The sequence below is a fragment of the Terriglobus sp. TAA 43 genome, assembly GCF_000800015.1.
Lineage (GTDB): Bacteria > Acidobacteriota > Terriglobia > Terriglobales > Acidobacteriaceae > Terriglobus.
Genome location: NZ_JUGR01000001.1, coordinates 2,504,053 through 2,529,716, shown reverse-complemented (window position 1 = coordinate 2,529,716; position 25,664 = coordinate 2,504,053). Strand labels below are relative to the sequence as shown.

Sequence of the window (25,664 nt, the reverse complement as noted above, 5' to 3'; positions counted from 1 at the left end):
TCTTTCTCAGCAATACGAAACGCGGGAGAAAGAGGTTCCGTCTATCCCAGGAACAGGTGCTTGATGTGACGGTCAAAAAGATTCGTCGTTACATTGCGCGCCACAACTTCTTCATTCGCTTCCAGCGCATCAATGTAGCGATTGCCCATCTTCGCCGCCACCTTAAAGCCAACATGCAAAAGCTGGCGCAGGTCTGCGTTGTACTGCGGATCACCCTCAACATGACGCAACGCGCGAACATACTGCTCGCTCGTCCATCCGTTCACCGTCTCCGGCGTCGGCAGGTTTTCCGTCTTAATGTCGATCACTGTGGAATACGGAGCGCAAAGCTCATCCGCATGCGCAAATGCTTCTGCGTACACTTCCTTCGCAAGCGCCAGCGCATCGCCACCGGCCTCCGCCAGTCCAATCAATTCTTCCAGCCACGTCGTGCCGGCAGTCTTCACATGAACGCCCGCGCCCGTGTCTTTCAACGACTTGCGAATCGGCTCATAGATGCTGAACTTATCCGACCCCGAATGCACACTCAGCTTCAGATTCGCTGGCAGCCCATACGTCTTTACTGCATACGCAATGGTCGCAATGTCCTCGCGGAACTCCTTCTCAAACTGAGCCACATTGCCCACATAATCCACACCCTTGTTGAAACGGCCTGTGAACTTCGGAGCAATCGTCTGAATGGGCAGCTTCTCATCCGCAATCGCGGCCAGAATAATCAACAACTCTGGCGGCGTCTGTGGATTCTCGGTCTCATCCATTGAGATTTCCGCAACGAAATCCTCAGAACCTTTCTTCGCCACCACTGCCTTGTAGATCGCAGCAGCTTCCTGCACAGCAGCCAGGAAGGTCTTCGCAGTCTTCTCAACAAACGCCTTGTCCAGCGAGAACGGCTTCTCAATACCCGGGATGGTGATCTCACCAATGAGTTCCGGATGACGTTCTACAAACTGCGCAATTTCGTTCTCATCGCTCTTCTGACCAATGTTGTCCGCCACGTCCAGCGTGAAGAAATCGCACGGCGCAACAAAGCGTTCATAGGTCTTCAGATTGATGTGATCCGCATCGGCGAAGTAGGGCTTCGTCCAACCCAGTTCCTTCACGGCAACATCAATCGCAGCACGCGTCTGGCTGGGCTCCGAACCAATAATCAAATGCTCACGGTTCGACTTGTTCCACACCGGCGTAATATCCGCACCGGCTTCAGCGGCCATGATGCATGCCTGCAACTGAGCCTTTGCCTGATGTGCGAAACGATCGCCCATACCGAGCGAAAATTTAGGTAGCTGCATGTTTCCTCTCCCGGCTATTCAGCTCTTAGCCTTTAGCTCTTGTTGTCTGCGCTCATCCGTTCTGCGCATTGATTGAACACGTTCTTACGTAAAAGATTACTGATTCACACCACTTGCAAGAAATCCACCGTCCACCACAATCGTGTGTCCGTTGGTAAAGCTGGCCGAATCACTTGCAAGATAAATCGCTGCGCCAACAAGCTCTTCCGTCTTACCAAAACGATCCATCGGGCAACGCATACGCAGTTCCTGTCCTCGCGGCGAACCATCCAGCAGCGCCGCGTTCAACTCAGTGCGGAACACACCCGGAGCAATGCCGTTCACCGTCACGCCATGCTTTGACCACTCCACAGCAAGTGAACGCGTCAACGAAAGCACAGCAGCCTTGCTTGCTGCATAGCCTGCCACTTCGCTCAACGCAACAAAGCTGTTCAACGAAGCAATGTTGATGATGCGGCCATACTTCTGCTCAATCATCTGCTTGCCAAACACCTGGCAGCTACGCAGCATGCCGGTCAGGTTGGTATCCATGATCTGGTTCCACTCTGCTTCCGGATACGTCAGTGTCGGCTGGCGCTTGATAATGCCAGCAGAGTTGATCAGAATATCGACCTTGCCAAACTCCTTCAGCACAGCAGCCAGCAGGGCTTCAATCTGTGCACGGTCGGTCTGGTCGCACGTTTGACGGATAGTTTTGCGACCTATCGATTCAATCTCTGCGGCAACGTCATTCACCTGCTCTGCGCGACGTCCGGTGCTCACCACATCCGCACCAGCCTGCGCCAGGCCAATCGCCATCGCACGGCCAATACCACTGGTGCCACCAATTACGACCGCAACACGGCCTTCAAGACTCAAAGGATGTTTCATGCTCCCAACCTCTCCGTGGTAACAGGTACGTCCGCTCGGCGCAGGCCGGGCGCAAAAATCTGCAGGCAAACAAACGCAACCATGTAAATAGAACCCGCAAGGATAAACAGTGTGTTGTAGCTGCCGGTCAGTTGCAGAATGCGTCCTGCCTCAACCGATAGCAGCGTGCCAAGAATGGAACCCACCATGCCAGCCAGGCCCACTACAGAACCAACAACGCTGTTCGGGAAAACGTCAGAGGCGCAGGTGTACACATTCGCGCTCCAACCCTGATGACCAGCAGTTGCCAGGCTCAGCAGCGCCACTGCAGTCCACATGTCGTTCACATGGCTGATGTACAGCATGGGCAGCGAAAACAGCGCGCAGAAGAACATGGCGCCGTAGCGTGCCTTCGCACCGCGCAATCCAAATTTCTCGAACAGCGCGGGCAGCCAGCCGCCCAAAATACCGCCAACGGTTGAAGTCAGATAGACCACAATGATGGGCAATCCAAGGTTCTTCAGGTCAACATGAAAGCGCGAATCCAGGTAGCCGGGAATCCAGAACAGATAGAACCACCAGATAGGATCGGTCAGACCCTTGCCCAGCACAATGCCCCACGTCTGGCGATACGTCAGCAGCTTCAGCCACGGAATATTCGCGGCATCCATCTGCTCAGCGTTTTCTTCGTAGATGTGGCGCAGCTCTTCGCCCGTAAGCGTCGGGTGTTCCTTCGGCTTGCGATAGTAGAACCACCACCAGATGATCCACGGCATACCAATTAGTCCCGTGAAAAGAAACGCGGCATGCCAACCGTAATGAATGGTGATCCACGGAATCGTGAGCGGGCAGATGATCGCTCCTGCTGTCGCACCGGCATTAAAGATGCCCGTAGCCAGCGAACGTTCACTACGCGGAAACCAATCGGCAACCGTCTTGATCGCAGCAGGGAAGTTACCGGACTCACCAAGACCAAGCGCAACACGCGCAATGCCGAAGCCGGTTACCGTGCTGACAAAAGCATGTGCCAGCGCAGCCAGACTCCACACCGCCATCACCAGGCTGTAGCCCAGGCGCGTCCCAACCTTGTCGATCAATCGTCCAACGCCAAGCAGGCCAACGGCATAGGCCACCTGGAACATCGCAATGATGTTGCCGTAGCCCTCTTCGCTCAGGCCAATGCTGTGTTGCAGCGTAGGCTTCAACAGGCTCAGGACCTGGCGGTCCATATAGTTGATCGTGGTTGCCACAAACAACATGGCGCAGATTGTCCAGCGGACATTCCCCACGTGCGTCCGGCGTTGGCCGGGCGACAGGTCAGCAGTCGGTTCCAAGGGGCTCACTCGCGCTCCGAAAAAGGGCGTTCAGATATGCCGGACAAGCTTACAGTGATTTGCGCGTTATTGGCACGCCCTTTATAAAAACGCTTCGATAAAGATATCAGGCTGCAAGTGGTCTGACCACTCTGTATGTGTACGCCTGCTCTCGAGCCACTGTCAAACGTTTTTGACTACATTCAGCTTCACAATGCCTCGTTCTGTGTGCAGAATGGGTGCTGACCATGTCAAACACCGCTCACCGTCCCCCAGCCGCCGACCGCCAGATCGCTATGCGAGTGGTGGAACGCATCCGCGAGGCGCTGCAGGATGGCACATGGAAATCAGGCGATAAACTACCGCCCGAACGCGAATTCGCAACAACCCTCGGCATCAGTCGCTCCAGCCTGCGCTCTGGCCTGGGCTATCTCGCGGCGATGGGCCTGCTGCAGGTGCGGCATGGTGTGGGCGCATTTATCTCGGAAGCTCCCACGCAGTTCGGTGCGGCATCGCTGCCGTTTCTTGATGCCCTGCACGGTTACGACATCCATCAGCTGTTCGAAGCGCGGCGCATTCTTGAAGGCCACATCGCATCGCTCGCCGCCGAACGCACCACAGAACGCCACCTGCAGCAGATGGCTGAAGAGCTGGAAGAAATGGAAGCCTCCATCGACCAGCCACACGAGTACCTCATCCACGATGTTCGTTTCCACCGCATCGTTGCGCAGGCCGCGGGCAATTCCATCCTGGCCGCCATCATGGAAAGCCTGACCGGCGCGCTCTACGAAGTGCGTCGCTCCACCACCGAGCAGATAGCCGATCTGAACGTGACAACAAAATTCCATCGCGACATCTACCGCGCCATCCGCAGCGGCAACTCGCGCACCAGTCGTGCAGCCATGGAAAAACATCTCACCAACGCAGAAGCCGACGACGACCTGCCTCCCAAGCCCAAGGCAAGAAAGCGTACCCCGGCAAAATCCAAAGCCAAAACGAGCACTCCAGCGTCACGAAGCTGACCCGTCGAAAGAACAAAAATGATAGCCCGGGCCTAGCCGGGCTATCTTGCATTGCAAAAGACGAACCTACAGCCGGTAAGCCTTCTTCACCAGGTTCACCGTCAGATCCTGAGCCAGCTCAAACGCCTCATCCTCTTCAATACGGTGTTCCGCCACCAGCCGCGCCAGGAACGCGCAGTCAATACGGCGAGCTACATCATGCCGCGCCGGAATGCTCAGGAACGCGCGCGTGTCATCGTTGAAGCCAACCGTGTTGTAGAAGCCTGCGGTTTCCGTAGCTGTTTCGCGGAAACGCATCATGCCTTCCGGGCTATCGTGGAACCACCACGGCGGTCCCAGGCGCAGCGCGGGATAGTGTCCGGCCAGCGGTGCGAGCTCACGGCTGAAAGCGGTCTCATCCAGCGTGAACAGGATCACGGTCAGGTTCGCCTCATTGCCAAACAGGTCCAGCATCGGCTGCAGAGCATGCACATAATCCGTGGCGGTAGGAATGTCCGCACCCATGTCGCGGCCAAACTTCTCAAACAGAATCTGGTTGTGATTGCGCATGCTGCCCGGATGAATCTGCATGACGAGCCCGTCTTCGACAGACATCCGCGCCATCTCCGTCAGCATCTGCGCACGGAAGACTTCTTCATCATCCTCATCCGCTTCGCCGCTCAGGATCACATCGAAAAGCTGCGCGCACTCTTCCGGATCAAGGTCGGCAGTGCGCGCCGTCGGATGCCCATGATCGGTAGCCGTCGCTCCCAGCGATTTGAAGAACGCACGACGATTGCGCAGGGCATTCAAATAGCCTTCCCACGTCTCGGTGTTCTCGCCAGTAATCTCACCCAGCTTCGCAATGTTCTCGCGGAAGCCCGCAAACTCAGGATCAACAACCGAATCCGGACGGAACGTGGGGACAATGCGTCCCTTCCAATCACCCTTGCGCAACGTCTGAATATCCGTCAGCGGATCAATCGCAGAGTCAGTCGTCGCCAGCACATCAATCTTGAAGCTCTCAAACAACGCACGGGGGCGGAACTCCGGCGTCTGCAGCTTCTCAGCAATGGTGTCGTAATACAGGTCCGCCGTCTTTGAAGACAGGCGCTCCGTCAGACCGAACTGCTCCTGAAACGCATAGTCCAGCCAAAGGCGCGAAGGCGTTCCGCGAAACAGATAGTAGTGGTCCGCGAAAATCTTCCAAACCTTGCGAGGATTCTCAATGACCGCCTTGCCAATCTCCAGGTCTTCCAGCTTCACGCCCTGGCTGTACAGCATGCGGTGGACATAGTGATCCGGCTGAATAAACAGCTTCGACGGATCAGGAAAGGCATCATTCGTGGCGAACCAACCGGCCTGCGTGTGTCCATGCGGGCTTACGATCGGCAGATCGCGCACCGTCGCAAACAAGCGTTGCGCAATGGAACGAGTGGTTGGATCTGCCGGAAAAAGGCGGTCGTCGTGCAGCAGGGGCATCGAGGTGGTCCTCCTGGAATATTCGCGGCGGCAGCCTCACCGTCACGCGGGCCATACCATCATCCTCCCAAAAACGTTTCGATACAAACACAACAGATTTTTGTGAAAACTATAGTGGATCATGGAACCATGCCCGCCCATGAGGAAGCCGTCGTCCGCCAGCAACTCCGTTCCCTGTTTGACACTGCCGTAGCGGCCGCCAATCCTCACGTCGTCCTCGCATCCTCTCTGCCTGAACCGCCCAAAGGCCGGTGCATCGTCGTAGGAGCAGGCAAAGCCTCCGCCGCCATGGCCGCCGCCGTCGAAGAGGCATGGCCGCAGGTCCCAATGGAGGGCGTCGTGGTCACCCGCTACGGCCACGCCGTCCCCCCCCGCCACATCCGCATCGTGGAAGCGTCGCACCCAGTACCCGACGCAGCCGGTATGCAAGCCGCCGAAGACATCCTCGCCGCCGTCCAAAATCTGTCACCCGACGACCTCGTTCTGGCGCTCATCTCCGGTGGCGGATCAGCCTTGCTAACGCTGCCCGTCGAAGGCGTCGCCCTCGAAGACAAGCAAGCGGTCAACGCAGCGCTCCTCGCATCCGGCGCACCCATCCACGCCATGAATACCGTGCGCAAAGCGCTCTCCCGCATCAAGGGCGGCAAACTGGCGCAGGCCGCTGCACCCGCCCGCGTGGTCACACTCGTCATCAGCGACGTCCCCGGCGACGACCCGGCCATCATCGCCTCCGGCCCCACCGTCCCCTCCGGTACCACCGCAGCCGACGCATTGCGCATCATCCGCGAATACAACATGGAAGTCCCATCCAGTGTGCTCAGCGTGTTGGAATCGCAAAGCGAAGAAGCCCCCAAAAGCTTCCAGGCAGACGTCCGTATGATCGCCTCGCCGCTCCAGGCCCTCCAGGCCGCAGCCGCCAAAGCAAGAGAATTCGGCTGGAACCCATTGATCCTGGGCGACGCCATCGAAGGCGAAAGCGCGCAGCTCGGCACAGTGATGGCTGGCATCGCAGCATCCGTTCGCCATTACGGACACCCCATCGTAAAACCGGCCGTCCTTCTCTCCGGCGGCGAAACCACGGTGACGCTGGGCCGCGAAAAGCCCGGCCGAGGCGGCAGAAACACCGAATTCCTACTCTCACTCGCCATCGCCCTGAAAGGCGCGCCCGGCACCTATGCCATCGCAGGCGACACCGACGGCATCGACGGCTCTGATGACGCCGCCGGAGCCATCGTCACCCCCGACACGCTCACTCGGGCAAAGCAGGCATCTGCCATCGCGGCTGACTTCCTTCGCCGTCATGACAGCTATTCCTTCTTCGCTACCATCGACGACCTCGTCATGACCGGCCCCACCTTGACCAACGTGAATGACATTCGAGCGGTTCTAATCCTCTGACTCTGGTCTGACCTCTCGACAGATTTGATTCGATTCATTCGTTTTGTCGACAAAACAACCACATTTTCCCCATGCATCCGTTGAGGGCAGTTTCGTACCCCGGAACCTCTCCAAAAAACTTGCAAAAAGCATGTTTCTTTTCTTCATTTCGGTGTGATATAAGTCCCGCCGTCGAAGAGAACTCCGTTCGTTTGCACTGAAAGCCTCCCACGCTGATCGGGGAGAAGTGCATCGGCGGGTGTCCCAGCGGCAAAAAAATATCGCGGATTTTGAAACGTCTCAGATCGAAAAAGAATTAATCCGCGCAAACGTTGTCATAGTGCTGAACACGGAGAGGCCAACATCACCATGCATGGACCAAACAAGAACATAGGACCCCGCGTCCCCGCACCGGACTCCGGAACGACGAAAGAGTCCACCTTGAATCAGATCTCCCATAACGCCATCCTGCGTACATTCCGACGTAGCGCATTCGCCCTCATGCTGGCGGCCGCTCCCGTCGCCCTGCTTTCCGTAGGCGCACCTTCCGCATGGGGCCAGGCATCTGCATCCACCGACGCCGCCGGCACCGTTACGGACGCAACCGGTGCGAAGGTCCCGGGAGCCACGATCCACCTCATCAACAACGGCACGAAGGCCGAACGTACCACCAAGTCCAACGGCTCTGGCGACTGGTCCATTCCTAACCTGCCTCCGGCCAACTACAGCATCCGCGTAGAGAAGGACGGCTTCAAGACTTCCGTCATCCCGTCTTTGGATGTTCAGATCGGCCAGACTGCCAATGGTTCTGTAACGCTCGCCGTCGGCGGCACCAATGAAACGGTTGAAGTCAGCACGCTTCCGCCACAGCTCCAGACGCAGGAAGCCACAGTCGGCCAGGTCATCGATCAGAAGCAGATCAACGACCTCCCATTGAACGGCCGTAACGTGTTGCAGCTCGCCACACTGGCCCCAGGCGTCTCGCCGCCGCAGAGCGGTCAGCAGGGTGGTTCAGCCGCGCAGACCGGTACCGCGTCATCTTCCCGCAACCTGTACATCACGGTTGATGGTGGTCGCGGTAACTCGACCAACTACGTGCTCGACGGTACGTATGTCCGTTCGGTTCGCTTCAACAACATGTCGTTGCTGCCCAACACGGATACGCTGCAGGAGTTCAACCTCCTCCGCTCCACCTTTTCCACGGAGTATGGCCAGGGGCAGGCAGTGGTTTCCATGGTCACCAAGTCCGGTACCAACAAGATCCACGGATCGGGCTACCTGTTCGCGCGTAACGGTATCTTCGATGCCCGCAACTACTTCCAGCCTGTCTCCAGCGGACCCAAGCCGGACTTCCATCGCTGGCAGTTTGGTGGCACCTTCGGCGGGCCCATCATCAAGGACCATCTCTTCGTCTTTGGTGGTTATGAAGGTCAACGTTCGTCCAAGCAAAACCTCTACACGGCTCTCTTTCCCACGCAGACCGAACTCGCAGGTACGTGGGACGCCAACAGCACCCAGGTTCTAACGCCGAGCGGTGGTTTTGGTTATAGCCACGTCAACCCTACCGGTTTCGGCGTGACGAACAAGGTGGCCACAGTCCTGAATCCAACGTATCCGGCGGTGACTTCGGACGCGGCGACGATCAACGGCTCCGCGAACTACGGCCTCACCTTGCCGTTCACTGATAACTACGACTCGTACACTGTTCGCGGCGACTGGAACGTTACCTCAAAGAACTCTCTTTTTGGCCGTTACGCCAACTACAACGCTAGCCAGGTCACTCCGACGGCAACTGGCAGCTCCACGTCAAACCCGCTGCTGGGCCGCAACGCGGTCTTCGGTGATACGTACCTGGTCACGAACAAGATCGTGAACGAAGTTCGTGTCGGTTGGAACGAGTTCTACAACATCACCCTTGGTGTGTTGCAGAGTGCTGGTCCCAACGGTAACTGGGCATCCGCAGAAGGTCTGACCAACGTCACTGCTCTCACCTCGCCGCGTCAGAATGGCCGTGCAAGCTTCGGCATCGCCGGCTTTGGCAACGTGGGCGATGGATCGGGCGATCAGGGTGGTCATGAAAATGTGATCAGCATCGGCGACTCGATTTCCGATGTTCTTGGTAAACATACCCTCAAGGCGGGTTTCCAGTTCCAGAACCGCCGTCTCTGGCAGATTGCAGATAACAACTCTCGCGGCGCTGCTACCTTCGATAACTGCACCGTTGCGTCCTACGCGATCGATCCGACGACCGGTAAAGCTTATGTTCCCACTGATCCGAATGACACGTCCCATGGTGCATCCGGCGGCAACTGCCCGGTCGGTAACAAAGGCTTCAACCTCAATGGGACCTTCTACCTTTACAACAAATTCCAGAACTATGCTCGTGGCCTGTGTACCTCGGGTTGCAACGGCAACGCGGGTACTACCCTCGGACATTATCGTGACAACACTTATGGTGTCTTTGTCAGCGATATCTGGACGATCACTCCCAGGTTGACTGCAAACCTCGGTTTCCGCTGGGAATATAATCAGCCCTTCCACGAACAGAATGGCTTGGAAGGATCACTCGATCCAACCACTCATCTGGTTACCTTTAGCAAGATTCCGGCAAACATTCCTCAGGCGTATCTGAATGCGGGGATCATTGACACGCAGCACACGTATCAGCCGGGCATCATCCAGCCTTTCAAAAAGGGTTTCATGCCCCGTGTTGGTCTCGCGTATGAAGTTCATCCCGGAACCGTTGTCCGCGCCGGTTACGGTATCTACTTCGACAACCTGAACACCAACGAACTGCAGTTCACACGGTATGCAGCTCCGCTGTACTTCCAGCAGGCGTTCAGTAACGTAACTACCAATCAGCTCTATCCGGATCCGCTCACGACGACGCAGATTCCTTCGCCGTTCTCGATCTTCCCATTCAACAAGCAGCCACTCACCCAGGAATGGAACGCCAGTCTGCAGCAGGATCTCGGTCACGGCCTGTTGATGGAAATGGCCTATACCGGCAGCAACTCCCACCACATGTGGAAGCGGTATGACCAGAACATGTGTCAGCAGTATCCGTTCGTCGTCCCGACGAATATCTCCGTTTGCACCCGTGCTAACCCGAAGTTCGGCAACGGCATCCTGACCAGCTCCACTCTGGGTGCAGCCAACTTCAACGGTGGTTCCATCAAGGTAGAAAAGCGCCAGAGCAACGGCCTCTACTACCTCGGCAGCTACCAGTGGTCGAAGAACCTCGACAACATCTCGGGTGAGGCTGGCGCAAACGACTCGTCGTACGCAACCACCACCGCATTCGATCACTCTTACTCGAACTTCGACGTTCGCAACCGCGCTGTCATCTCGGGTGGATACGAACTTCCGTTCGGTAAGGGTAAGTCCTTCCTGCAAGGGAAGGCAGCCACTGCAGTGCTGGGTGGTTGGACCTTCCAGCCTGCAATTCAGCTCCGTACGGGTTACCCGTTCAACATCACGGGTTCGGGTTGCAGCTTCGCCTCTTACAACACTTGCCGTGCCTTCCTCGCGCCAGGCCGCACAGTTGCCAGTTCCTTTAAGGGTTCGAACCGCGGCATCAGCAGCTGGTTTGACCCAACCGCTTACTCGCAGGATCCAAACACGGCCACCGTCTGCGCGCCCGGCGCAACCTGCTCAGGCGTCGCTTCCAACGGACAGACTGTATCGCTCGACTGCACCAAGAGCGCTATCTACTGCTCTGCAACTCGTCCTCAGCCGTTTCTTCAGGGCTGGGCCACACGTAACACTGGCCGCGGACCCGGAACGGTATCGTTCGATCTCTCTGGCATCAAGAACATCCATGTGACAGAGCGCTTGAACCTGCAGTTCCGTGCCGAGGCCTACAACATCATCAACCACGGCATCTTCTCCAACCCCTCGGGCGCTCTGGCTACCCCGACTTCGGTGGGCAAGATCACCGGCACCTCGATGGACAACCGCAGTCTGCAGTTTGCCCTCAAGGCGATGTTCTAACCATTCACGTCATAACTCCTCAGGGGCTTGGCAGAAAATCTGTCAAGCCCCTTATTTTGCAACTCTTTCTGAATCAATCAATTAGACGTGGCATGTTTCCCGTTCCGGATGTTTACAATAGAAGAAGGTTCGGATCCGCAGACACCTGCGCCAGCCTCCCTCCTGCGTAACTCCAATGGAATGACGATTTTGCCCGTAACCCCAACGGGAAGACGATTTACGCCCACCCTCCGGCGTAAACCGTTTAGAAAGACGATTTTAGAAAAAACAGGGGGGAGGGGGTACCCATGCGCACTGCCATCGCCATTCTCTTTCTTGCAACGTCCGTTTCCATCGCCGCCCAATCTGTCCCGAAGGAACTGGAATCGCAACCAACGCGTCCGCCCGTCACCGGACCACACGGTGAAACCCTGATCGGCATGCCCAAGTTCCACGAGCCGCTGCCCTACGATATCGACGCACACACCGGCTACACCCAGATCTTCGACGGCGCCTCCCTCAAGGGATGGGACGGTGACCCCACCATCTGGCGCGTGGAAGACGGCATCATGATCGGCGAGACGCTGCAGGACAAGCCGCGCGGTAACAGCTACATCGTTTACACCGACAAGAAGACCAAGGACTTCGACCTGAAGCTCCAGATGAAGATAGAGAAGGGCGGCGGAGGCGGCATCCAGTACCGCTCCCACGCCGGGACCCCTTGGACGCGTCCACAACCAGCTGCAGCAGGCCCCAACGGCACACCAACCAAGTGGCTGCTCACCGGCCCGCAGGCCGACTTCTGGTTCCCTGTGGGGAGAGCCGCGCAGCAGCACACCGGCCAGTGGTACTCCGAGAACACCATGCAGGGCATCCTGGCCTACCGGGGCCAGGTAACTCAGGCCCTCCCCGGCGACGCCAACCGCCTAGTAGCCAACATCGGCGACCGCCAGGGCCTGGGTGGGTATGTGCGCACCAACGAGTGGAACGATTATGAAATCATCGCGCGCGGCGGCGTGATGATGCACATCATGAACGGCCAGTTGATGGCCATCTTCATTGACGACAACCCAAACGATGCCAACAACCAGATCGGCAACATCGGCTTCGAGATCGAGTCGCAACCGTGCAAGATCAGCGTGCGCGATATCTGGCTGCGCACCTTCGACCAATAAGCGTCGTATGCTGGTGCTCGTGTAGCGAACCCAAGTGTCGTCAGGAGAGGGAATGAACAGGAGAGACTTTCTGGGAGCGGCTGGCGTGTTGCCCTCCGCTCTCGTCCAGCATTCGCAGGGCATCACGCATGTAGACACCGTGCGCACTGGTCCGGCACTCAAGAGCTCCGTGGTGAAGTCCTCCAGCCTGCAAGCCACTGGCGATAGTCCCGGTGCGAAGGCGAAGACACACTTCAACGGCCCCACGCGACAGCTGGCAGCATTGGCATCAGGAATGGTGACTCTGGAACCCGGTGCACGCCCGCATCCGCCGCATCGTCATCCGGAAGAGGAGCTAGTGATCATCGCGGAAGGCAACGGCGAAATCGTAGTGGATGGTGTCACCACCCACGTAGGCCCCGGCGACATGATGTACGCCGAAGCCAATATGCTACACGGCATCGTCAACACTGGCACCACCCGCATGACCTTCTACTTCACGAAGATGCTCGCCAGGAATGCCTGAGCGATCGCAAACATTCAGTGATGTCGGGACTCATCAAGCCGCGGCCTTACGGCTTGTCGTGAGTTCACGCCAGTTGAAGTAGATGTCTGGGAAGAATAGATAAGCCGCGAAGAGGCTCACGAGGATCAGGAAGAATCGCTCATCGCTGAGATGTACCCACGCAGGCACAGGGTTTGCCACGCGCGTGAAGATGAAGTTCAGCGTGAACAGGTAAGAGCGCACCATCCATTGCCGATGCGCCTGTATCTGTCGATTGTGAGTAGTCTGATAAGCGGCGAAAGTGCATGCTGCCCACAGTAATCCGCCAACACCATTCGCAATGTTCGGCTCCAGAAGATATGCCGTGGGGGCCGCGACCGCAATGCAGATCACATACACGCGACCCATCACACGGTGCCGCAGCAAGTGCCGCTGTCGGAAGCGCGTAGAGAACAGGAACGGACCTAACACCGTCGCCGTTACTCCGGAGACGGCGTGCGGAATCAGGATCACGAGTTCTTTCAGAAATCGGGCCCGCGCATGAAGTGGATCGGAGCCAAAGAAGGTTGGATAGTCGGTGTAAGCCAGAACACTGAGTCCCATTAGACCCAGTAGTATCCAGAGATAATGATGCGGACGCAGACGACGTATCGGTGTTGCGTGAGCAGCCGATGCTGGAAGCGTCGCCATGAGAGGCAGCCTCGATTTGAAATGGCGGGGGCTGCCAGTGTAGCGCGGAATAGCTTGCTTCTTAGCTGTTTATTTCCAGTGAATGAGACCGTTCCATCAGAGATGGAAGGCGCGATCCGCACCCCACACCAACGCCAATGTCATCACCGCAATCACTACTTCGCCGATGACACCTACCATCAACGGGCGCACACCCTGCTTGCTCAGATCACGGAAGCTGGTACGTAAACCAACACCTGCAAAGGTCAGTAGAAACGCCCAGCGCGAGAGATTACCAAGCGCTACCAGGTTTGTCTTGGAGAAAAACTGAATGCTAGCCAACGTGGAAATCAGTAGAAAGCCAAGAACGAATTTCGGGAACTTCTTCCACAGAAACGCAACTTTGTTTTCTACGCCTGAAGCTTGTCCCTTCGATGCCCAGTAGATGGCGTAGCCAAGAACCACAAAGCCAATCATGGCGTTGCGACATGTCTTCACCAGAACAGCGACCTTACCCGCAGCATCGGAATACAGCGCGCCTGCAGCGGCGGTCTCCGCGGTATTGTCCACGGCGAGACCAGTCCACACACCGTAAGCCTGATCGCTCAGGTGCAGCGCATGACCAATGAGCGGAAACAGGAACAGCGATACCGCACCCAGCGCGAGGATCGCGGCAATGGCATAAGACGAATCTTCCTCATCGGCGTCAATCGCGCCCTGCGTGGCGATGATGGCCGACACACCACACACCGAAGCTCCGACGGACAACAACGAAACCAGCTTGGGCGCCAGACGGAACCGCTTGCCCAGCCATGTCATGAAAGCCAACGCGAGAATGATCTCAACAAACACCAGTACCAGCGCCAATCCACCAAGCTTCAGGATGTCGCCCATCAGAAAGCGCGCACCCAACAGCACAATGCCAAGCTTCAGCCAGAACTCGTAGGTGGCTACTCCGCTGCGAAAGATTTTCGGTACGCCAACAGTGTTGGAGATCAACAGACCGATCAGGATTGCCCACAACACATACTCGATGTTCGGCAAGACAAGATGGTGCGCCTTGCCGTAGCGAGCAATGAACTGCTCTAGAAACTTTCCTGCGTAGCCGACAGCAAATAGCAAAAGGATGCCGGGCAAAGTGCGGAACAGATTCACAAGCGGGCCAGAGGTATCAGGAACTGCACGAGTATTCGACAAGAGTGGTCTCCTGAACCTTTACCAGGGCACAACGTTGAGCACGCCGAAGCGAACCAGTAAAGCCAGCGCTAATGCAAGCAACACGGCCCAGGTGTCAGCAGAAATACGTTGTGAAGGAGTTGTCATGGGTTCTATGAAGATACGGCTGCCACCTAACGTTATGCAAACATCTTCACGCGGGAGGCAGGTTCATGCGCAGGCGATTCGGTCAGTAGTAGGCTTGCTGTCTAAGTCTTCACTCAGGGAGTGCTGCCGTGAATCGCAAATGTATGAGGTGGGTTTCATGCGTCGTAGCCGGATTATTTGCTATTGCACCTTCTGCTGTTGCTCACCGCACTCTGCCTGCAGATACGGCGCAGCCGGTAAACATCACGGTGAATCTCGACCAAGCCATAGGCGCGTACAAGCCGATTTATGCATGGTTCGGGTACGACGAATCAAACTTCACCACGATGCATGACGGTCGCGCTTTGATGAAGGAGCTCCACGATCTCAGCCCTGTGCCAGTTACGATCCGTGCTCATCACCTGCTGACCAGCGGAAGCGGTGTACCGGAGCTGAAGTGGAGTTCCACTGGCGTCTACAGCGAGGATGAGCACGGAAAGCCGGTATATAACTTCACACTGCTCGACGGTATCTTCGACGCGTATCGCGATGCGGGTGTGAGGCCGATGGTGGAGCTTGGCTTCATGCCGAAAGACCTTGCTGCAGATGTGCCGGGACGCTCCGAAGCCTACCAGGTGCACTATCCGGCCAGCACCATCAGCGGCCGCAGCAACAATCCTCCGAAGGATTATGTGAAGTGGGGTGAGTTGTGTCGCACCGTCACCGAGCATCTTGTGCAGCGCTATGGCCGTGACACCGTGCAGCAATGGTACTTCGAGGTATGGAACGAACCCGACATTGATTACTGGCACGGTTCGCCGCAGGACTACTTCAAGCTGTATGACTATGCCGTTGCTGGTGTTCGTGCTGCTCTTCCGAATGCAATCGTTGGTGGCCCTGCGACTACTGGTCCGCGCTCCGATGAAGCTTACGCATTTCTCAAGGGATTTCTGGATCATGTTCGCGATGATCGTAGCGCAGCCGATGGCAAGACCATCCCGCTGCAGTTCATCAGTTTTCATGCAAAAGGGCAGCCCGTTATTCAGAATGGTGAAGTCACGATGGGCATCCGCAGCGAACTGCGCGATGTAGACCGCGGTTTTTCACTCATCGCAAGTTATCCGCAGTTCAAGGCATTGCCCATCATTCTGTCTGAGGCTGATCCAGAGGGTTGCGCAGCTTGCTCCAGCAAAGTGAATCCTGCAAACAACTATCGCAATGGCACGCTATACCCAGCCTATACAGCAGCAGCGTACAAGCGGCTGTTCGATCTTGCGGACAAACATGGCGTCAACCTCATCAGCATGTTGAGCTGGTCGTTCGAGTTTGAGAACCGCGACTCGTTTGAGGGCTTTCGCGATCTTTCCACTAATGGTGTGGATAAGCCGATCCTGAACTTCTTCCGAATGGCTGCGAAGATGAGCGGCACACGCGTGTCAGCCACCAGTAGCGCTGAAGTTGCGCTCGATAAAGCTCTCGCTGATGGAGTTCGTGGTAATTCCGACATCGCAGCCATGGCTACCCGAGATTCTCACAGCGCTGCCACGATGCTGTGGAATTACAACGACGCTGCGGCATCTACAACGACAGCATCAATCCAACTCACGATCGCGCAATTGCCCAGCGCGGTACATGCCGTGCGCGTAACGGAATATCGCATTGACAGTACGCACAGCAATGCCTACACCGTGTGGCAGCAACTTGGATCTCCTGCTTATCCCACACCGGATCAGCTCCGCAAGCTGAAGTCTATAGATGGTCTTCAATCGATGGGCCCTGCGCATCGTGTCGCGGTGAAGAACGCAACGCTAACGATGAATGTTTCGCTGCCTGCTCAGAGTGTGTCGTTGTTTCTCTTTGATTGGTAACTAGTTATCGGAGGGCTTTTCGATGTGGTCGATTACGACCACGGGCACTTGCGCCTTGCCGCGCGTCAGTTTCAGCCCGAGCTGTTCCTGGATGGCTGTGAAGAAATCCGGATCGTTGCTGGCGCCGGATGCTGTTGTATCCATGTTCTGCGGAGCAAAATGCAGTTCGAAATCATATTGCCCCACATCGCCTGACTGATCTACCACTAGGCCGCCCGCAGGCATGCTCAGTAGGTTGCCGATAAACGAGACTGGTATGCCCTTTCCGGACATATGGCCGCGATCAAAGTTCGCTGAGCCATGCGCCGGATTCGCAGCCGTTTTCATCTTCAGGCCACCCTTCGCCACAGTCAGCAGAAACACACTGCGTTCCCGTAGTTCTGTGTGCACCTTCAAGTGAAAACGATCTTCCAGCAGCGCCTGGTCCATCAGCATTTCGCCGGTGTACTGCCGCGTGGCAAATGCCTTCGCGGTATCTGGAATGGAGAGGCTCGTGAGCTTCTTTTATGCCGCCGCATCCTCCGGGGCCACGCGCGCTTCCACGTCATACTTCGTATCCTTTGCCCAGTCAGGAAGACCCTCAATCAGGTCTTTCGTGGGAAAGATGGTGAAGGTATATGCCGCTGCAATGAAGAAGTCCATGGTCATGGCATGTTGCGATAAGCCATTCGCCACGTTGTGTTCGAAGCCATTGTCAGCATGCGCCGGGTCTGTGACATGAATGGAGGTGGTCTCCCACGGCACTGGCGCACCGCCCGGCGGTGTTGCCGATTGTTGCGCAGGAAGCGCGGCAGCGAACAGAAGCGGCAGCAGACAGACAAATCTCATGCCCATTGTTTTACAGGATGATGGCCGTCAATCGCCGTGGGCCGTGTACGCCGCGGATGCGCGTCATCTCAATGTCGCTGGTAGCGGATGGCCCTGCGATGGTGGTAATGGGCGAGGTGCGATGTGTGATGCGTTGCAGTGCTTCTGCAATCGTCTCCACTACCTGGTCGCGCCACAGCACGCAGATGTGATGGTCCGGTAGCAGCGTTGCAGCACGACGGCCCTGCTCATCGCCATGTTCAAGAATGATGGTGCCGCTCATCGCAATGGCCACGGTGCACGGCGTAAGGACAACGCGAGGTTCCTCCAACGGCTGCAGGGGCAGATCGAAATCACGGCGTACTTCCACATCATTCTGGGGCAGCCATTCCTGGGGAACGCCTGCGGGGACTAGGAGAAGCGTCTCGTTTGCCTCGCGCATGGCGTGGGCAACAGCGTTTGCAATACCTGCTTCATCCGTGAAGACAAGTTCCGAATCATAATCGCGTAGTCGGTCGTAGAACAGCTCCAACGTCTCTTCGCGATTCAGTTTCGCGGTGCGCTGATAGTTGCGCGGGATGCGTGCGTAAGCTTCTTCCGGCGAATCGTCGATCAGCGTTTCCACATCAGGATCAGCGGCAAGCTGGCGGCGAATTGTGTCCAGTACTGTAAAACGTGCGTCATTACTCATCGCCCACTCCACTGCTGCCATCTCCGCGATCCGTGTGGCTTCGCTTCCACCATTCGCGGAAGCTCTGCTTCGGCAATGCGCGAAGATCCCGATACTGCGTCCATCCTGCGGCCATGCCAGGAAGGTTCACCAGCTTGCCATCTTTTTCAAACAGACCTTGTCCGGTACGAGCAAGACGTTGTGCAGCTTCGTATTGCTTCGGATGTTCGAAGAGATGCGCGGCCATCTTCATGCCCATGCTCTCCTGCGAGAGCTTGCCTGACAGCGTGTTCTGATCCTGTGCAACGATCTTCCCGCGCAGATGAATCAGCGTCTCTGGAATGTTGATCTTTACGGGACATACTTCATAGCACGCACCACACAGCGACGAGGCGTAGGGCAATGAGCGTGAATACTTCATGCCATTCAACTGAGGTGAAAGAATCGCACCGATGGGGCCGGAATAAATGGACCCGTAGGCATGGCCACCTGTCTCGCGATATACAGGGCACTGATTCAGGCATGCACCACAACGGATACAGTTCAACGTTTCGCGTTCACGCACGTTGGCCATCATGCGTGTGCGGCCGTTGTCTAGCAGGATCACGTGAAATTCCTGCGGCCCATCGGCCGGAGTTACACCCGTCCAGATGCTGTTGTAGGGATTCATGCGCTCGCCGGTCGCGGAGCGCGGCAGCAATTGTAGAAACACTTCCAGATCGTCGAACTTCGGGATCACCTTCTCAATGCCGATAAGCGTGATCAGCGTCTTTGGCATGGTGACACACATGCGACCATTGCCTTCGGATTCAACGACGCAAACACTACCTGTCTCTGCAATCGCAAAGTTCGCGCCGCTAATGCCGATGCCAACTTCCAAAAACTTCTTGCGCAGATAATGGCGCGCTGCTCCGGTTAAATCCTCGGCCTCAGTGCCAAGTTCCGTAAGCCCCATATTCTGCAGGAACAGTTCACGCACCTGATGGCGATTCTTGTGCAGCGCCGGAACGACGATGTGCGATGGTTCATCTTTACCCATCTGCACAATCATGTCGGCCAGATCGGTCTCCCACGGCGTTATGCCTTCGCGCTCCAGAGCACGATTCATCCCGATCTCGTCGGAGGTCATGGTCTTCACCTTGATGACCTCAGGATGTTCCACCGCGAGTCGCTCCGCTGCTTTACGGATCAGGCGGATGGCGATGGTGTTCGCTTCATCGGCATCGCGAGCCCAGTGCACCTGTCCACCAGCGCGGATGCAATTGCGTTCAAACTCTTCCAGATAATGCGGCAGGTGCAACAGCGTATGTGTCTTGATTGCGTGCGCGGATGTGCGCAGATCCTGCCAGTCCGGCATCTCTTCCACGCGAAGCGCGCGCTTGTTACGGATGACATTCGTGGCATGGCGCACGTTGCGCCGCGTCTGGTCGTCCTGCAGCAACTCATGCGCAAGGATTGGGAACGCGGGTTTCTCTGCGGTGTGACCCACACGAACGCTCATGCGGTGGCTCCTTCCCATGCCAGTGCTTCAGCGGTCAAAGGATTCTTGCGTGTGCTGTTCAGAATTTCGGCAAGATGCACCGGACGAATGCGATCGCGCGAACCCATCTCGCGATGCAGGCCACCATCAATCTGCATCAGGCAGGAATTGTCCAACGCCGCCACAAACTCTGCATTCGACTTCTTCACACAGCCGATCTTGTCCGCCAGCATGGCTGAAGACACTTCCGCATTCTTCACCGCAAAGGTTCCGCCGAAACCGCAGCACTGATCGCTGCCTTCCATCGGCGTGTATTCCAGGCCTTCCACGCCCTGCAGCAAACGGATCGGACGGTCGCCCACGTTGAGGAGTCGGAGCGAATGGCAGCTTGGGTGATACGTCACGCGATGCGGAAAGTATGCGCCCACATCGGTGATGCCCAGCTTGTCTGTGAGGAGTTCGCTGAACTCAAACACACGCGGCAGAAAACTCTTCACGTCGCCCATCATGTGCAGGTCATTCGCGTCGTGCGCCATCAGTTCATAGTGGTCGCGCATCATGGCCACGCAGCTTGCGCTGGGCACGACGATGGTTTCCGCATCAAGGAACTCATGCAGCAGCTTTCGCACAATGGGCAATGCCTCAGCGTGGTAGCCGGTGTTGTAATGCATCTGGCCGCAGCAGGTCTGGCTAGTGGGGAAAACCACCTCGTGGCCCAGGCGCTCCAGCAGGTTGACCACGGCCATGCCCGTGCGTGGGAACAGCGTGTCGTTGTAGCAGGCAATGAACAAATGAATGCGCAAGGCAGTTTTTCCCTGATATGAAACGATTCAGTCCGTACAGAATCTTTCACCAGCCATGCTACTACCGGATTGTGTCAGGCGGCTACGGCCCCGGTTTGCAACTTGCGCACATCCGGGACGCACGTTAGGCTCATGGCGTTCACTGACAGGGTATTTGCGCGCAGCGAAGGAGAAATGGATGCGTATCCATCACCGGATTTCTGTTCTTGTAGTCAGTCTTGGGGCCGTTCCTCTGCTTACGAGTGCGCAACAGCAACCCGCCGCTCCGACCGTACATGTCGACTGGACAAAGACCGTCACCGTATCGCGCACTACGCCCACCCTGCAGGTGGTTGTGAATCCGCAGTTGCTGCGTGGCGCAAAGTTGCACGACGGTTCCTTCGCTGCATTGAAGCTGCTGGGCGCGGATTATGTGCGGTATGTTCCGTGGCTTCCCTACCCCAGGCAGGCGGTGGCAGAGCTTGAGCCACCCACAAAAGAACAGACAAGCTGGGACTTCCAATACATTGACCCCACGCTGGACGACTTTATGCAGGCGACCGCGGGCCACAGCGTCATGTTGAACTTCAGCACCATGCCCGCGTGGTTGTGGAAGACGGAAAAGCCTGTAACGTACCCGACTGATCCCAACCAGGTTTTCTGGGATTACACCAAGGGGACGGAGATCGTAGATCCCACCTACAAGCAAGCCGCTGATTACTACGCGCGCCTGTTGAGTTGGTACACCAAGGGCGGACTCACCGATGAGAACGGCAAATGGCATGCCAGCGGCCACCACTACAGGATCGCGTATTGGGAGGTGCTCAACGAAATCGACTTTGAGCACCACTGGACGCCGGAGGGATACACGAAGTTCTTCGACGCCGTGGTGGAAGCCATGCGCAAGGTACAGCCGGATCTGAAGTTCGTTGCGATTGGCGCTGCAGCACCCCGCGATGACGGCGCTATGTGGGAATACTTCTTGAATCCGAAAAACCACAGGGCTAGTGTGGATGTGGATTTCATCAGCTATCACTTTTATGCGACACCGCCACGCGGCGAACCCATTGCAGCTATGCAGTACACGTTTTTCGATCAGGCCGACGGCTTTCTTACGGGCGCCAAGTTCATTGAGCAGATCAAGCAACGCCTGACACCCGCAACGAAGACCGATCTGAACGAACTCGGCGTAATCTTGCCCACGGACAACGACAGCAACAATGGCAAAGGCTCAGTGGCGGAACCTGAGGGCTACTGGAACCTTGCATCGGCGCTGTATGCGTATCTCTATGTGAAGTCGGCGCAGATGGGGATTGACGTGGTGGGCGAATCGCAACTCGTTGGTTACCCCACGCAGTATCCGTCCGTCAGCATGATGAACTACAACACCGCCCAGCCCAACCCGCGCTTCCGGACGCTGAAAATGCTACATGACAACTTTGGGCCCGGCGACAAGCTCGTTGCTACCACCAGCGCAGGTAGCGATATGACGGTGCAGGCGTTCGACATGTCGCGGGGCAAGAAGATTCTCGTGTTGAACAAACGCGCGGTTCCGCAGACGTTGAATCTTGGCACTGACACTGCAAAATCCATCACATACGTAGCGCCCAGCACAGGTGATAATCCTCCAGCAATGAAGGCCGTCAGCGGCAATGAGATTGCGCTGGAGCCTTTTGAAGTTGCCGTGATCGATGTACCGTAGCAACGGACTGCTTACAATGGACGGCAATGGAAACCACGGCCTTCGCCACTTACCCAAGTCTTCGTAACCGCTCCATCATTGTTTCAGGTGGTGCCAGCGGTATTGGTGAAGGCATCGTAGAGGCGTTCGCCGCACAGGGCGCGCAGGTGGCGTTCCTGGATATTCAGGATGAAGCAGCGCAGGCGCTCATCGAACGCATCGCATCCGCTCGCCACACCCAACCCACGTATTATCACTGCGACCTTACAGACGTCGCGGCATTACGCAGCGTTGCCGCTCAAATTGAACAAGCGCACGGCACTGTCGATGTGCTGGTAAACAATGCAGGTAACGACACGCGCCATCGCATCGAAGATGTCACGCCCGAGATGTGGGATGCGGCCATGCAGGTGAATCTGCGGCACCAGTTCTTCCTGTCGCAGGCAGTGTTGCCGTCCATGCAGCGTCAGAAGCGCGGATCGATCATCAACCTCAGCTCTATCTCGTGGATGATTCCGTCCACAGGACTGCCCGCGTACGTTACGGCAAAGGCTGCGATCGTTGGCCTCACACGGACACTGGCGCACGAAGTAGGCAAGGACAACATCCGCGTGAATGCCGTGCTCCCTGGAGCCATTCTTACTGAACGGCAGAAGCGCCTGTGGATGACACCCGAGTACACCGCAGAAGTCATGTCGCGGCAGGCGCTAAAACGCCATCTTTATGCTGATGACGTTGCCCGCACGGTGTTGTTCCTTGCTGCAGATGACAGCTCAGCCATTACGAATCAAAGTTTCGTTGTCGATGGCGGTTGGGTATAGCCAGAGTCCCGACTATACCCCGCAACCGAAGTAGTTCCTCATCCGAATGTGAAAGAGAAAGCTTGCACGCCAGGGTCAAGGAACTCAATCGCAAACGTGTGATCGGTAAGCGCACCATTTTGGCGAATCAGTTGATACAGTCGATGCTCCATCACTACGCCATTGCCCTGAGCGTCAGTATCCACGCCGTGATTCGCGCCTAAGGGCTTGCCATCCATGGTCACGCGATAACGGACCGGTTTGCCAGCGGTACCGGGCCCAAGAACAAGATGCAGATCGCGCGCATGGAAGCGGAAGACAATCTTCCCGCCCGCAGATTGCAGTACTGCGCTCTGGCCATGATCGTTCCACATACCCACCAATCCCCAGTCGTTCAATTGCAATTTTCCGGGCTCAGCATACAGGTGTTCTGTATCGCGCTTGATGCCTCCCGGTGAAGCAAAATGTGCGGCACGAGCATAACCAACATAGGTCTCGGGCGATTCGATCTCATTCGTATTCGCAGCGGCCTGCACACCCTGCCCATGCACATTTGCGATACCTGAGGGCATGGACGTTGCATTGGCTTCCTTCAGCAGTTGTTGAATCCAACGCTCAGACTTGTCATATTCGCCCTCGCCGAAATGTTCAAAGCGAACCTTACCCTTTGCATCGATGAAGTAATGTGCGGGCCAATACTGATTGTGGAATGCCGTCCAGATGGCGTAGTTGCTATCGACGGCGACGGGATACGTGATGCCGAACCGCTGCACGGCTTTCTCCACGTTCGGCTGCAGCTTTTCCTCATCAAACTCGGGACTGTGGACACCAATAACTACCAGACCGCTGTCTTTGTACTTCTCAGCCCAGGCGCGGATGTAAGGCACGGCACGGATGCAGTTGATGCAGGAATAATCCCAGAAGTCGACGAGGACCACTTTGCCTTTGAGGTCTTTCGCTGTCAGAGGCTTCGAGTTGATCCAGCCAGTGGCCTTAGCGAGCGAAGGGAGCGGTGTGCTGCCCACGATGCTTGGCGCGTCCAGTTCCTGTGCGTGTGCCGTTGTAAACACGCCAAGCGCCAAAGTAAACGCGGTACTAATAACTGCAAGTCGAAACATGCTTCGCAGCGAAGAACTTAACATCGGTCTTGATCCTTATTGCCGTTCAAAATATCTACTCAATAGGTTGGATCGGACACACGCTACCTCACATGTGCGTGACTCCAAGTGGTTTACCGAAGTGTGCGGTCCGCTTCTCGAATCGGCATATCGTTGATGCTGGCCTCACGCCGCTGCATCAGCCCTGACGGTGCAAACTCCCACAACTCATTTCCATAGCTGCGAAACCATTGTCCGCTATCGTCGTGCCATTCGTAGTGAAACTTCACCGCCATCCGATTGTTCCGAAATCCCCAAAGCTCTTTCTTGAGTTTGTAATCAAGCTCGCGGTTCCACTTGCGGCGCAGAAACTCCACCACTGCCTCACGCCCGGTCAGAAACTCCGCACGATTTCTCCACTGCGTGTCCTCGGTATATGCGGCAGCAACCCTTTCAGGATCGCGGGTATTCCAGAGGTCTTCTGCAATCTGCACCTTCTGCGCAGCCAGGTCTGGATCAGTGAACGGCGGAACGATCAGTGTGCTCATAATCTCTCCTGCGGAATGAGATGTCGGATCAGGACAGAAGACGCATAAACGAGCGTGCGAATACTTAAGTTTAAACTTGACAAATATTCCTTCACGTCGCGTAATGGTAAAGCAATGACTTTACTAATTCAGGAGAATTGCAATGAATAAGGGCGCAATTACGCTCGGCACGTTCACCATCGAAAGGCACTACCCACATCTACCGGAAAAGGTGTTTGACGCATTTCGAGATCCCGTTAAGAAGCGTCGTTGGATGGGAGGCGAGGACGATCCGAATTCCGCGGCGCGCAAACATCACGGACAGGACTTTGAAATTGTCAGCTTTGAGATGAATTTCAAGGAGGATGAGTTCGAGCGGTGGACCTTCCGCGTTCCGGGAGGCGAACTGATGCGCAACGACACCCGCTATCACCGGATCATTCCCAACCACAGCATCGTCTTCGTGTACACGATGGATTGTGGCGACCACCGCATGTCTTCTTCGCAAAACACCGTTGAATTTATTCGAGAAGGACAGGGCACCAAGCTTGTATTCACTGAGCAGGGCGTATATTTCGACGATCCAGAAGCTGGTCGCGGTCGCGAAATAGGCACAAACGACGTCCTCAGCAAACTAGGTGAAGAATTGGATAGGAACGGCTAATGGGAACCGCACACGATTATGCTCGCGTCTTCAATGCGCTTGGCGATCCGACTCGGCGGGTCATCGTCGAGCGCGTGAGTGAGGGGCCTGTTTCGGTCTCTGATCTTGCGAAGCCACTCAAGATGACCTTGGCAGCGGTCGTTCAACACATCCAGGTGCTTGAGGCCAGTGGTCTTGTCCGCACAAGGAAAGTCGGTCGTGTGCGAACCTGCTCGCTCCGGGCGAAAGGGTTTGCTCCAGCGACTGACTGGATGGCTGCCCGTAAGTCTCTCTGGGAGAAGAAGCTCGACCGATTGGGAGCACTTCTTGATGAAGAGGAATAACGAGAAAGCGCATCACGCCACATGCGAAATCGCGGTAGTGGCATGATGCGCC

General features: G+C 56.5%; 21 protein-coding genes and 1 pseudogene. 10 read left to right on the top strand and 12 right to left on the bottom strand.

Annotation, left to right across the window (positions count from 1 at the left end; all coding sequences use genetic code 11):
• Positions 1-41: 41 nt before the first annotated feature.
• The 3 genes from M504_RS10805 to M504_RS10795 all read right to left on the bottom strand — a co-directional run bounded on the left by M504_RS10805 (position 42) and on the right by M504_RS10795 (position 3,481).
• Entirely contained in the window at positions 42-1,289 is a 1,248-nt protein-coding gene (locus tag M504_RS10805; RefSeq protein WP_047491103.1) for a tagaturonate epimerase family protein, read from the bottom strand.
• A 96-nt stretch (positions 1,290-1,385) separates the two neighbouring features.
• A complete protein-coding gene (locus M504_RS10800; RefSeq protein WP_047491100.1) occupies positions 1,386-2,159 on the bottom strand; it encodes an SDR family NAD(P)-dependent oxidoreductase in 774 nt (257 codons plus the stop codon).
• Positions 2,156-3,481: an MFS transporter gene (locus M504_RS10795; protein ID WP_232296246.1), complete on the bottom strand. Its 1,326-nt coding sequence runs from the start codon at positions 3,479-3,481 to the stop codon at positions 2,156-2,158. The genes M504_RS10800 and M504_RS10795 overlap by 4 nt, the downstream gene beginning before the upstream one ends.
• 218 nt (positions 3,482-3,699) lie before the next feature.
• On the opposite strand from M504_RS10795, the gene M504_RS10790 reads away from it, so the two are divergent.
• A complete protein-coding gene (locus tag M504_RS10790; RefSeq protein WP_052200626.1) occupies positions 3,700-4,473 on the top strand; it encodes a FadR/GntR family transcriptional regulator in 774 nt (257 codons plus the stop codon).
• 66 nt (positions 4,474-4,539) lie between these two features.
• On the opposite strand, the gene uxaC is transcribed toward M504_RS10790, so the two are convergent.
• A complete protein-coding gene (uxaC, locus tag M504_RS10785; RefSeq protein WP_047491095.1) occupies positions 4,540-5,934 on the bottom strand; it encodes a glucuronate isomerase in 1,395 nt (464 codons plus the stop codon).
• Between the two features lie 129 nt (positions 5,935-6,063).
• Between uxaC and M504_RS10780 the strand changes: the two genes are divergently transcribed.
• The 4 genes from M504_RS10780 (at position 6,064) to M504_RS10765 (ending at position 12,963) form a co-directional block, all read left to right on the top strand.
• The gene (locus M504_RS10780; RefSeq protein WP_047494477.1) at positions 6,064-7,332 is read left to right on the top strand and encodes a glycerate kinase; all 1,269 of its coding nucleotides are present in this window, start codon (positions 6,064-6,066) and stop codon (positions 7,330-7,332) included.
• 348 nt (positions 7,333-7,680) lie between these two features.
• Positions 7,681-11,304: a TonB-dependent receptor gene (locus M504_RS10775; protein WP_047491092.1), complete on the top strand. Its 3,624-nt coding sequence runs from the start codon at positions 7,681-7,683 to the stop codon at positions 11,302-11,304.
• A gap of 287 nt (positions 11,305-11,591) precedes the next feature.
• Positions 11,592-12,458: a DUF1080 domain-containing protein gene (locus tag M504_RS10770; RefSeq protein ID WP_047491089.1), complete on the top strand. Its 867-nt coding sequence runs from the start codon at positions 11,592-11,594 to the stop codon at positions 12,456-12,458.
• Positions 12,459-12,510: 52 nt separating this feature from the next.
• Positions 12,511-12,963 carry a cupin domain-containing protein gene (locus M504_RS10765; protein ID WP_047491086.1) on the top strand — a complete coding sequence of 151 codons (453 nt, stop codon included), beginning with the start codon at positions 12,511-12,513 and terminating at the stop codon, positions 12,961-12,963.
• Between the two features lie 33 nt (positions 12,964-12,996).
• Here M504_RS10765 and M504_RS10760 read toward each other — a convergent pair whose 3' ends face one another.
• The gene (locus tag M504_RS10760) at positions 12,997-13,632 is read right to left on the bottom strand and encodes a DUF2306 domain-containing protein (protein WP_084214267.1); all 636 of its coding nucleotides are present in this window, start codon (positions 13,630-13,632) and stop codon (positions 12,997-12,999) included.
• A gap of 96 nt (positions 13,633-13,728) precedes the next feature.
• Positions 13,729-14,808, bottom strand: coding sequence for a YeiH family protein (locus M504_RS10755; protein ID WP_052200624.1), 1,080 nt, complete (start codon positions 14,806-14,808; stop codon positions 13,729-13,731).
• Positions 14,809-15,077: 269 nt separating this feature from the next.
• On the opposite strand from M504_RS10755, the gene M504_RS10750 reads away from it, so the two are divergent.
• Positions 15,078-16,781 carry a beta-xylosidase gene (locus tag M504_RS10750; protein ID WP_047491084.1) on the top strand — a complete coding sequence of 568 codons (1,704 nt, stop codon included), beginning with the start codon at positions 15,078-15,080 and terminating at the stop codon, positions 16,779-16,781.
• Here M504_RS10750 and M504_RS10745 read toward each other — a convergent pair.
• From M504_RS10745 to M504_RS10725, 4 genes and pseudogenes are all read right to left on the bottom strand, one after another.
• A pseudogene (locus tag M504_RS10745) lies at positions 16,782-17,423 on the bottom strand (TIGR03435 family protein). It abuts the gene before it with no gap.
• 196 nt (positions 17,424-17,619) lie between these two features.
• Complete coding sequence (locus tag M504_RS10735; RefSeq protein WP_047491073.1) at positions 17,620-18,279, bottom strand: LUD domain-containing protein; 660 nt, start codon at positions 18,277-18,279, stop codon at positions 17,620-17,622.
• Positions 18,272-19,759, bottom strand: coding sequence for a LutB/LldF family L-lactate oxidation iron-sulfur protein (locus M504_RS10730; RefSeq protein WP_047491070.1), 1,488 nt, complete (start codon positions 19,757-19,759; stop codon positions 18,272-18,274). The genes M504_RS10735 and M504_RS10730 overlap by 8 nt, the downstream gene beginning before the upstream one ends.
• A complete protein-coding gene (locus M504_RS10725) occupies positions 19,756-20,541 on the bottom strand; it encodes a (Fe-S)-binding protein (protein WP_047491067.1) in 786 nt (261 codons plus the stop codon). The genes M504_RS10730 and M504_RS10725 overlap by 4 nt, the downstream gene beginning before the upstream one ends.
• 178 nt (positions 20,542-20,719) lie before the next feature.
• Here M504_RS10725 and M504_RS10720 point away from each other — a divergent pair, with 178 nt between their 5' ends.
• Both M504_RS10720 and M504_RS10715 read left to right on the top strand, forming a co-directional pair.
• A complete protein-coding gene (locus M504_RS10720) occupies positions 20,720-22,222 on the top strand; it encodes a glycosyl hydrolase family 39 (RefSeq protein WP_047491064.1) in 1,503 nt (500 codons plus the stop codon).
• 26 nt (positions 22,223-22,248) lie between these two features.
• Positions 22,249-23,022: an SDR family NAD(P)-dependent oxidoreductase gene (locus M504_RS10715; RefSeq protein WP_047491060.1), complete on the top strand. Its 774-nt coding sequence runs from the start codon at positions 22,249-22,251 to the stop codon at positions 23,020-23,022.
• A 38-nt stretch (positions 23,023-23,060) separates the two neighbouring features.
• On the opposite strand, the gene M504_RS10710 is transcribed toward M504_RS10715, so the two are convergent.
• Both M504_RS10710 and M504_RS10705 read right to left on the bottom strand, forming a co-directional pair.
• Complete coding sequence (locus tag M504_RS10710) at positions 23,061-24,119, bottom strand: thioredoxin family protein (RefSeq protein ID WP_232296245.1); 1,059 nt, start codon at positions 24,117-24,119, stop codon at positions 23,061-23,063.
• Positions 24,120-24,232: 113 nt separating this feature from the next.
• A complete protein-coding gene (locus M504_RS10705; protein ID WP_047491057.1) occupies positions 24,233-24,646 on the bottom strand; it encodes a nuclear transport factor 2 family protein in 414 nt (137 codons plus the stop codon).
• 142 nt (positions 24,647-24,788) lie between these two features.
• Between M504_RS10705 and M504_RS10700 the strand changes: the two genes are divergently transcribed.
• The gene (locus M504_RS10700) at positions 24,789-25,289 is read left to right on the top strand and encodes an SRPBCC domain-containing protein (RefSeq protein WP_052200622.1); all 501 of its coding nucleotides are present in this window, start codon (positions 24,789-24,791) and stop codon (positions 25,287-25,289) included.
• Complete coding sequence (locus M504_RS10695) at positions 25,289-25,612, top strand: helix-turn-helix transcriptional regulator (protein ID WP_047491052.1); 324 nt, start codon at positions 25,289-25,291, stop codon at positions 25,610-25,612. Before M504_RS10700 ends, M504_RS10695 begins: the two co-directional genes overlap by 1 nt.
• Positions 25,613-25,664 lie beyond the last annotated feature (52 nt).